At 54.1% G+C, this 7,076-nt stretch carries 7 protein-coding genes and 1 pseudogene; 5 read left to right on the top strand and 3 right to left on the bottom strand.

Translation table 11 applies throughout. The annotated features are described in order from the left end of the window. The 3 genes from AC2LB6_RS24305 to ykgO all read left to right on the top strand — a co-directional run. The coding region (locus AC2LB6_RS24305; RefSeq protein ID WP_490095440.1) for an efflux RND transporter permease subunit at positions 1 to 3,120 on the top strand (3,120 nt) is incomplete at its 5' end. Between the two features lie 161 nt (positions 3,121 to 3,281). Further along, positions 3,282 to 3,536 carry a type B 50S ribosomal protein L31 gene (locus AC2LB6_RS24310; protein ID WP_136196485.1) on the top strand — a complete coding sequence of 85 codons (255 nt, stop codon included), beginning with the start codon at positions 3,282 to 3,284 and terminating at the stop codon, positions 3,534 to 3,536. Between the two features lie 11 nt (positions 3,537 to 3,547). After that, complete coding sequence (gene ykgO / locus AC2LB6_RS24315) at positions 3,548 to 3,688, top strand: type B 50S ribosomal protein L36 (RefSeq protein ID WP_136196484.1); 141 nt, start codon at positions 3,548 to 3,550, stop codon at positions 3,686 to 3,688. 45 nt (positions 3,689 to 3,733) lie between these two features. Here ykgO and AC2LB6_RS24320 read toward each other — a convergent pair whose 3' ends face one another. From AC2LB6_RS24320 to AC2LB6_RS24330, 3 genes are read right to left on the bottom strand one after another with little or no spacing between them, the layout of a single operon-like run. After that, on the bottom strand, positions 3,734 to 4,612 hold the full coding sequence (locus tag AC2LB6_RS24320; RefSeq protein WP_490095441.1) for a metal ABC transporter substrate-binding protein: 879 nt from the start codon (positions 4,610 to 4,612) through the stop codon (positions 3,734 to 3,736). Positions 4,613 to 4,627: 15 nt separating this feature from the next. After that, positions 4,628 to 5,467 (bottom strand): metal ABC transporter permease, encoded by an 840-nt coding sequence (locus AC2LB6_RS24325; protein ID WP_136196482.1) that lies wholly within the window; start codon positions 5,465 to 5,467, stop codon positions 4,628 to 4,630. Then, a complete protein-coding gene (locus AC2LB6_RS24330; RefSeq protein WP_490095442.1) occupies positions 5,464 to 6,132 on the bottom strand; it encodes a metal ABC transporter ATP-binding protein in 669 nt (222 codons plus the stop codon). Before AC2LB6_RS24330 ends, AC2LB6_RS24325 begins: the two co-directional genes overlap by 4 nt. Before the next feature lie 339 nt (positions 6,133 to 6,471). Between AC2LB6_RS24330 and AC2LB6_RS24335 the strand changes: the two genes are divergently transcribed. Both AC2LB6_RS24335 and AC2LB6_RS24340 read left to right on the top strand, forming a co-directional pair. After that, positions 6,472 to 6,825 (top strand): hypothetical protein, encoded by a 354-nt coding sequence (locus AC2LB6_RS24335; protein WP_490095443.1) that lies wholly within the window; start codon positions 6,472 to 6,474, stop codon positions 6,823 to 6,825. A 147-nt stretch (positions 6,826 to 6,972) separates the two neighbouring features. Beyond that, positions 6,973 to 7,076: pseudogene (locus tag AC2LB6_RS24340) on the top strand (Hha toxicity modulator TomB); the annotation flags it as partial.

Genomic DNA, 7,076 nt, shown 5'->3' on the forward strand with positions numbered 1-7,076 from the left:
TGGGTGCTCGCCATCATCATCATGTTGGTTGGTGCGCTATCGATTCTCAAACTTCCGATCGAGCAATATCCCAATGTTGCTCCGCCGGCGATTGAGATTCAGGCCTCTTACCCAGGTGCGGATGCCAAAACGCTGCAGGACTCAGTAACCCAGGTTATTGAGCAGAACATGAACGGTATCGATGGACTGATGTATATGTCCTCGAGCAGCGACTCCTCCGGCACGCTGACCCTGACTATTTCCTTTGAGTCAGGCACAGATGCGGACATCGCGCAGGTTCAGGTGCAGAACAAACTGCAGCTGGCGACGCCGCTGCTGCCACAGGAAGTGCAGCAACAGGGGATTCAGGTTAAAAAATCCTCCAGTAGCTTCCTGATGGTTGCTGGCTTCATCAGCGACGATGACAACATGACGCAGAATGATATTTCTGATTTCATTTCGTCATCCATCAAAGATCCGATCAGCCGTACCAAAGGCGTGGGTGATACCCAGGTATTTGGTGCGCAGTACGCCATGCGTATCTGGATGGATCCGCACAAGCTGAATAACTACAACCTGACGCCGGTTGATGTGATCAGCGCGCTGAACACCCAGAACACCCAGGTCGCTGCCGGTCAGTTAGGTGGTACACCTCCGGTTCCGGGACAGCAGCTTAACGCCTCGATCATTGCGCAAACCCGTCTGACCTCAACGGATGAGTTCGGCAAAATCCTGCTCAAAGTGAACGCAGATGGTTCTCAGGTTCGCCTGCGTGATGTGGCAAAGATTGAACTCGGTGCAGAAAACTACGAGATCATTGCCCGTTATAATGGCAAGCCTGCGTCCGGTATCGGTATCAAGCTGGCTACCGGCGCGAATGCGCTGGATACCGCCAATGCGGTGAAAGCGGAACTGGCCAAATTGCAGCCGACGTTCCCTAACGGTATGAAAGTGGTCTATCCGTATGACACCACGCCGTTCGTTAAGATCTCGATTTTCGAAGTGGTGAAAACGCTGATCGAAGCGATTGTGCTGGTGTTCCTGGTGATGTATCTGTTTCTGCAGAACTTCCGCGCAACGCTCATTCCGACCATCGCGGTACCCGTGGTGTTGCTGGGTACGTTTGCCGTTATCGGCGCGTTTGGTTATTCGATAAACACCCTGACGATGTTCGGGATGGTGCTTGCCATCGGCTTGCTGGTGGATGACGCCATCGTGGTGGTCGAGAACGTTGAGCGCGTCATGGCGGAAGAAGGATTACCGCCAAAAGAAGCGACCAAACGTTCTATGGAGCAGATCCAGGGCGCACTGGTCGGTATCGCGCTGGTGCTGGCCGCCGTATTTATTCCTATGGCGTTCTTTGGTGGTTCAACCGGTGTTATCTACCGTCAGTTCTCCATCACTATCGTATCGGCGATGGCGCTGTCGGTGCTGGTCGCCTTTATTCTGACGCCGGCACTCTGTGCCACCATGCTAAAGCCGATTAAAAAAGGCGAGCACGGCAAAACCACCGGTTTCTTCGGCTGGTTCAACCGCATGTTCGACAAAAGCACCAACCACTATGTGGATGGTGTGGGTCACATGGTTCGTAGCACCGGTCGCTATATGGTGATCTATCTGGTGATCGTGGTCGGTATGGCGTTTCTGTTTATGCGCCTGCCCTCTTCATTCTTACCGGAAGAGGATCAGGGTCTGCTGCTCGCTCAGGCGCAGCTGCCTGCTGGGGCAACCCAGGAACGTACTCAGAAAGTCCTGGATCAGGTGACGGATTACTTCCTGACGCATGAGAAAGACACGGTTAAATCGGTGTTTACCGTTAACGGCTTCGGCTTTGCCGGTCGTGGACAGAACACCGGTATCGCCTTCGTCAGTCTCAAGCCTTGGGATGAGCGTACCGGCGCAGACATGAAGGTTCCGGCGATTGCTGGCCGTGCCATGCAGGCGCTGGGCGCAATCAAAGATGCCATGGTCATTCCGTTCAACCTGCCAGCGATTATTGAACTGGGTAACGCGACGGGCTTTGACTTTGAGCTGATCGACCAGAATAACCTTGGCCACGATAAGCTGACGGAAGCGCGTAATCAGCTGTTCGGCATGATTGCCCAGCATCCTGATACGCTGGTTGGCGTGCGTCCCAACGGTCTGGAAGATACGCCGCAGTACAAGCTGATGATCGATCAGGAAAAAGCACAGGCGCTGGGTGTGTCACTGAGTGACATCAACACCACGCTGGCCGCTTCCTGGGGTGGCTCCTACGTCAATGACTTCATCGACCGTGGTCGCGTGAAGAAAGTTTACGTCATGGGTAAAGCGGATTCCCGCATGCTGCCGGACGACATTGGCAAATGGTATGTGCGTAACAGCAGCGGAACCATGGTGCCGTTCTCTGCCTTCTCTACGGCGAAATGGCAGTATGGCTCACCGCGTCTTGAGCGTTACAACGGCTTGCCTGCGATGGAAATCCTGGGACAGCCTGCGCCAGGTAAAAGCTCGGGTGCAGCAATGGACCTGATGGAAGAGCTGGCGGCAAAACTGCCTGCGGGTATCGGCTATGACTGGACGGGGATGTCCTATCAGGAACGCCTGTCGGGCAACCAGGCCCCTGCGCTCTATGCCATCTCGCTGATTGTGGTCTTCCTGTGTCTCGCCGCACTGTACGAGAGCTGGTCAATTCCATTCTCGGTCATGCTGGTGGTTCCGCTCGGGGTTATTGGTGCGCTGCTCTTCACCACACTGCGTGGTCTGAGTAATGACGTCTACTTCGTAGTGGGGTTACTGACAACCATCGGCCTCTCAACCAAGAACGCCATCCTTATCGTCGAGTTTGCTAAAGATTTGATGGATAAAGAGGGCAAAGGGCTGATTGAAGCTGCGCTGGAAGCATGCCGTATGCGTCTGCGTCCTATCCTGATGACGTCACTGGCGTTTATCCTCGGTGTACTGCCGCTGGCGATCAGTACCGGTGCCGGTTCCGGTTCGCAGAACGCCGTAGGTACAGGGGTAATCGGTGGTATGGTCACCGCGACCATTCTGGCAATCTTCTTCGTTCCTGTGTTCTTTGTGGTGGTTCGCCGCCGCTTCGGCAAGAAAAAAGAGGAATCAGCGAACGGTCATCCGGTTGAATCTGACCAGACTCACTAAGCTGTAAATCATCTGAGGCCGCGCAAGCGGCCTTTTTTTTGCCTGCGATTCCGCCCTCCTCCTCTCCTGACACTGCTCTTTTACTGGCGCTCCGGCAGTTGCAATCACGAACGGTGCGGCGCATAATAATGTTATATTATAACATTACATAGGCACACATTATGAAAGCGAATATCCATCCTCACTATCGTCACGTGGTCTTCCATGACACATCTGCGGATGTCTGGTTCAAAATCGGATCCACCATCAAAACCGATCGCACCGTGGAGTTTGAAGGCGAAACGCTGCCCTACGTCACCCTGGATGTGTCATCGGCTTCACACGTTTTCTACACCGGTAAACAGAAAGACTTTGCCAAAGAAGGCAGCACCGCGCGCTTTAATCAGCGCTTCGGGCGCTTTCTTGGCCGTAAATAAGGGAGAGAGTCATGCAGGTATTAAGCTCGCTGCGTTCAGCAAAACTTCGTCATCGGGATTGTAAAGTGGTGCGCCGCAAAGGCCGGATTTACGTCATCTGTAAAACGAATCCACGCTTTAAAGCCGTACAGGGAGGAAAGAAAAAACGCTAGTTTGTGTCGTGATGACTGGCCGGGCTTGCCCGGCCTTTTTTATGCTTAGCGCATGCTCTTCAGCATCGCATTCACGTTATGTTTAAAGGCGGCCTGATAGGTTGCCGCCGGGCCAGAGGCGGTAGATAACGCTTCCGGATAGAGCTCACCACCCGGCTCGGCGCCGGTGGCGCTGGCAATCTGTTTAACCAGGCGCGGGTCGGTCTGATTCTCGATGAAATAGCGGTTGATGTGCTGCTGCTTCAGTTGGTTGATTAAACTTCCCACATTGCTGGCACTCGCTTCCGCTTCAGTAGAGAAGCCGACTGGCGCCAGAAACGTCACGCCATATCGCTGTCCAAAGTAACCAAACGCATCGTGACTGGTCAGCACTTTACGCTTGCCGACAGGCACAGCATCAAAGGCAGTTTTTGCCCAGCTATCCAGCGCCTGCAGTTGCTGTATGTAATTCTGCCCACGCTGACGGATTGCAGGCGCATCTTCAGGGTCAGCTTTGACCAGCGCATTCATCACGTTGGTCGCGTAGATAACACCGTTCTGCATGCTGTTCCAGGCATGAGGATCGGTAACGTTTTTGCCGTCCTCCTCCATGCTGCGGGTGGTGACGCCCGTTGAGGCAACCACGGGCTGCCCGTGATACCCCGAAGCGCTGACTAAGCGATCCATCCACCCTTCCAGTCCCAGTCCGCTGACAAACACCAGATCAGCTTTCGCCAGCGCCTGGCTGTCCTGCGGCGTCGGTTCAAACGTGTGGGGATCGCCATTCGGCCCCACAAGGCTTTTTACGCTGACATGATCGCCGCCGACCTGTTTAACGATGTCTGCCAGCACGGTAAAGCTGGCCACCACATCCACCGTTTTTGCCATCGCGAATGGCGAGGCAAACAGCGCAGCGAGCGCCAGGCTAACCGGTAATTTTTTCATAGATACCCCTTAAGATTAATGGCGGCGCAAAATCCCGCCGCATGGCCCTGCAAGAATGGAGAGGAAAAACAGCATGGCGGCGCTCAGTACCACAGCGGGACCGGCCGGCAATGAAAAGTGCCAGGAGAGCATCAGGCCAGCCAGGGCTGAAATCATTGCCATGAAAATGGCGATAACCAGCATCGCGGCAAGATGGCGGCTCCAGAAACGGGCGCTGGCGGCGGGCAGCATCATTAAACCCACTGACATCAGCGTGCCCAGCACCTGAAAGCCTGCCACCAGATTCAGTACCACCAGCATTAAAAACAGACCATGCACCAGCGGCGCGCTCCATTTTCCCTGCGCCCGCAGGAAGTCACTGTCAAACGCGTCGATGACCAGCGGACGATAGATAATCGCTAGCATAATCAGCGTAAAGGCGGCGATGCCGCCGACCAGCAACAGTGCAGCGTTATCCACCGCCAGCAGCGAGCCAAACAGCACGTGCAGCAGATCCACGCTTGAGCCGCGCAGTGAGACCAGCGTGACGCCCAGCGCCAGTGAGCCGAGATAGAACCCGGCAAAACTGGCATCCTCTTTTAAGGGCGTGTAACGACTCACCGCGCCGGAGAGCAGCGCCACGGCTAAACCGGCGATCAGACCGCCGATACCCATCGCGACCAGTGACAGTCCGGAGATCAGATAGCCTATCGCGGCACCGGGCAGTACTGCGTGTGATAACGCATCGCCAATCAGGCTCATACGACGCAGCGAGAGAAATACGCCGAGCGGCGTGGCGCTGACGGCCAGCGCTACGCAGGCGACCAGCGCACGCCGCATAAAACCAAACTCAATAAAAGGCTGTATCAGGGTCACGGCGCACGACTCCGCAGGGGGGAAACAGGAAGGCAGGTGCAGCTGACATCACTTTCATCCATCGACATCACGTTACTGAAGTAGCGCGCCACCAGCGGACGATCGTGCAGCACCACCAGCAGCGTTGTGCCAGCCTGCTGTTGCTGTTCAAGGATCGACATCAGTAATGTTACCGTCTGGCTGTCAATGCCGTTAAAAGGCTCATCCAACAGCCAGAGCTGGCTGCGCTGCAACATCAGCCGCGCGAATAACACCCGCTGGAGTTGTCCGCCGGATAAAGTCGCGGGCTGGGCATCCGCATAATCACTCATCTGCACCGCTTCCAGCGCCTGCCAGATCTCCCGATGCAGTATCCGGTTGATGCCGCCAAACCAGCCGCAGCGTGGCCAGCAGCCAATCGAGACCAGTTCAAACACCGTCAGGGGAAAGCGCGTCTCCAGTTCAGTGCGCTGCGGCAGCCAGCCGATATCACGGCGCGCAACCTGCAGCTCGCAGCGCCCTGCTATCGGTGGCAGTAAGCCCGCGATGGTTTTTAACAGGGTTGATTTGCCGCTACCGTTAGCGCCGACCAGGGCTGTCATCGAGCCTGCTCCGAGCTGACCATTGATGGCGGGGGTGACAACCTGTCCCTGATAGCCCGCGCGAAGCGCATTAAACCGGATCATGCACTGATCCCCCACTTTATCGCCACGGCAAGCAGCGCAATGAATAGCATTGCGACTGCCAGTCGCCCACCCAGTGACATAAGTAATCCACTCTGTCGCATCACTTCACCAATACGTTATAACATAACAATAATATATCGGATGTTATCGTGAGTTTAACGCGCGATTGTGTATCAAAAGATAAATACCGCATGCACTGAGTGCTGACATACCCAGGCGAAACAGCCTGCTAATGCGTCTGGCGAAATCTATAAACTGACGATTTTGTGCTTTGCTGACTTGCAAACCAGTTGCAGAAAACCAATGATAGGTTTATTAACGGTTATAAGCGGATGAGACATGCTGTCACGAATTCAATGTGATATTGCTGCGGGCGAATCAGACTGCGCAAAAATAGCAGAGATTGTTCAGCGGAATATTCTCAAAATAACAGATTTGCTGGTAGGGGATTTACGCTGGTACTCGCAGAATGCGCAGTTAGTTCCAGGTAGTTTAAAAATTGTTTCGGTTGAATACCAGAATCTGAATAGTTTTAAATTACTTTACGATTTTGACTGGAATTTATTTAGTCCTTGTCAGGATTTAAATGAAACGGTTACGCAATCGGAGCAGGTAAACTTCCGCATTAAGCCCGGCGCACTTGAGTTTGATGTGATTGACAATGAGCAACCCTCCCCCGGCGATGAATTGTAATATTTAGTAATGGAGGTGAGCAGAACTAATGGTTTTACACTATCTTTAAGGTATCCCGTTTAATAACTGCCCGAATAATCGCTTCCCGGCGGCGTTATTCTGACTCGCTGCCCTGCGGCAACTGTGCTAGCTATGGAGGGGAAAAAGATGGACGAATACTCACCGAAACGGCATGATATTGCCCAGCTTAAATACCTGTGTGAAAGCCTCTTTGACGACAGCATGGCAACGTTAACCGACAGCCATCATGG

It is taken from the genome of Pantoea sp. RCC30.1 (genome assembly GCF_058148845.1).